This is a genomic window from Porticoccus sp. (genome assembly GCA_023261185.1).
Classification (GTDB): Bacteria; Pseudomonadota; Gammaproteobacteria; order Pseudomonadales; family Porticoccaceae; genus Porticoccus; species Porticoccus litoralis.
Map to the genome: position 1 here is coordinate 1 of JALRJN010000108.1, position 2,038 is coordinate 2,038.

The 2,038-nt window shown below is 53.3% G+C and carries 3 protein-coding genes; all 3 read left to right on the forward strand.

Going from position 1 to position 2,038, the window contains the following annotated elements; genetic code table 11:
* Nucleotides 1–220, forward strand: a 220-nt coding sequence (locus ACYZYZ_RS10125; RefSeq protein WP_461484177.1) for a DUF2789 family protein, incomplete at its 5' end; no start/stop codon positions are given.
* 1 nt (nucleotide 221) lies between these two features.
* A complete protein-coding gene (locus ACYZYZ_RS10130) occupies nucleotides 222–557 on the forward strand; it encodes a hypothetical protein (RefSeq protein ID WP_461484178.1) in 336 nt (111 codons plus the stop codon).
* Nucleotides 558–567: 10 nt separating this feature from the next.
* Nucleotides 568–1,899, forward strand: coding sequence for an ABC1 kinase family protein (locus tag ACYZYZ_RS10135; RefSeq protein WP_461484179.1), 1,332 nt, complete (start codon nucleotides 568–570; stop codon nucleotides 1,897–1,899).
* The last annotated feature ends 139 nt before the right edge of the window (nucleotides 1,900–2,038 follow it).

Consider the following 2,038-nt stretch of genomic DNA (forward strand, 5'->3'; position numbering starts at 1 on the left):
TCATCACAGTCTAGAAGATCTGTTCGCTCAACTTGGTCTGAACAGCGATACAGCCTCCGTTGAAACCTTTATTGCCCAGCATCGGCCGCTACCCAATGAGGTTGCCTTGTATCGAGCCGCGATCTGGAGCCCGACGCAACGTGCGTTTCTCAAAGAAGAGATTATCGGTGATGGGGACTGGGCCCTGGCCATTGACGAACTGAACAGACGCCTCCATTGAAATGCAATTTCCCGGCAAAAGATTACCCGCCCCGAGACCAGAACCACCGGGCTTCGAGACACGCATACTCAAGTCTCTGGTCCGCTGGTTCTGCTGGGGCACCTTGTTCATTGTTGAACCATCGATCATTGCCCGATTGTTCGACTGGAATACTCGAGTCATCAATGAAGAATGGATGCTGATCAGCATTGATATCGGCGTTATCGCATTCCTTATCCTGTATTGGACGATACTGTTTACCCTCGGTATCGGGGCTGCCATCGTCAAGGTCATGAAGGGCTACGCCTATCAGGCTGACTCCTATCCATTACAGGATGCGGAAAGACCTCAAAGATAAAGCTCATTAGGTGACTGATATAATCACGAAACTAGGCATTGATGGGGTTGCCGTGCCGGCAGGTCGTTGGCACCGGTTATCACGGCTTGGGTTGATGGCCTCCTCGGTGGCTGGCGGCATGCTGGCAGAGGGTGCGCGGCATCTGGCAAAAGGGCAGGTGCCGACCGTCTCTGGGATGTTGCTGACACCGTCCAATGTCAAACGCGTGACCAATGAATTGGCAAAACTTCGTGGCGCAGCCATGAAAGTAGGTCAACTCATGTCCATGGACGCAGGTGATCTCATTCCTCCGGTACTTTCAGACATGATGTCCCGCTTGCGCAGTGAGGCCGCCTCCATGCCAATGAGTCAGTTGGTCACCGTGCTGGACAAAGCCTGGGGCAAAGACTGGAGTCATCGGTTTGAACGCTTTAGCTTTACCCCATCGGCAGCGGCTTCGATTGGACAGGTGCATCATGCCATCACCCGGCAAGGGCAAGCGCTGGCCATTAAGGTGCAGTATCCCGGCGTTCGCGAAAGTATTGATAGTGATGTTGATAACGTGGCGGCACTGTTGAGACTGACGGGGCTGCTTCCTTCGACCATCGAAATTAATCGCATTCTTGATGAAGCCAAAAAACAGCTTCATGCCGAGGCGAACTATCAACTTGAGCAAGACTGGATGCGCCGCTATGCAGAACGCCTCGGTGCAACCTCGGCCTTTCTGTTACCTGAACCCCATATCGAACTCACAACCCCCCAGGTTTTAGCGATGACCTGGGTTGAGGGTAGCCCGATCGAGTCTTTGGCCAGTGCACCCCAAGCCTTGCGAGATCATGTGGCCACCCTGCTGTTTGATCTGGCACTCAAGGAAATTTTCGAATTCAGGGTGTTGCAGTCTGACCCGAATTTTGCCAATTACCGATTCAACCAGGATGAACAGAAAATCGTGCTGTTGGATTTCGGTGCCACTAGAGCACTGCCGGAGGCCATGGTCGAAGGTTATCGTCTGCTGATGCAGCAGGGTATAGCTAAGAATCGCACCAAGATGCAGGAGGCGGCAACACAGATTGGTTACTTCAGCCGCGAGATGACGGCGCAGCAAATCACTGCTGTCATGGATCTGTTCGAGATGGCTTGTGAACCGCTGTGCCATCGGGGCCGCTATGATTTTGCCGCCTCAAATTTGCCAAGGCGTATGCATGATATCGGGATGACGCTGGCGATGGATCGAGATTACTGGCATACACCACCGATTGATGCCCTTTTTCTGCACCGCAAGCTTGCTGGTACCTACCTTTTGGCCGCCAGATTGCAGGCTCAAGTGGATATTGGGGCGATGGCGAAACACTACCTAGTCTAAAACAGTACCAGTGTTTAATCGGCAAAACGAAGCGGCAAGGGGTCTCACCGTGCCAGCTTGGCGGTCACCACCCGCAATAGCTGATCAACCCGGCTCATGATCACCGTCGGTTCATCAATCAGTAAGCGTACCGCGCGGT

Excerpts from the sequence above, each read along its gene's own strand:
- ACYZYZ_RS10130 (WP_461484178.1), top strand. The coding sequence starts at position 222 with ATGCAATTTCCCGGCAAAAGATTACCCGCCCCGAGACCAGAACCACCG.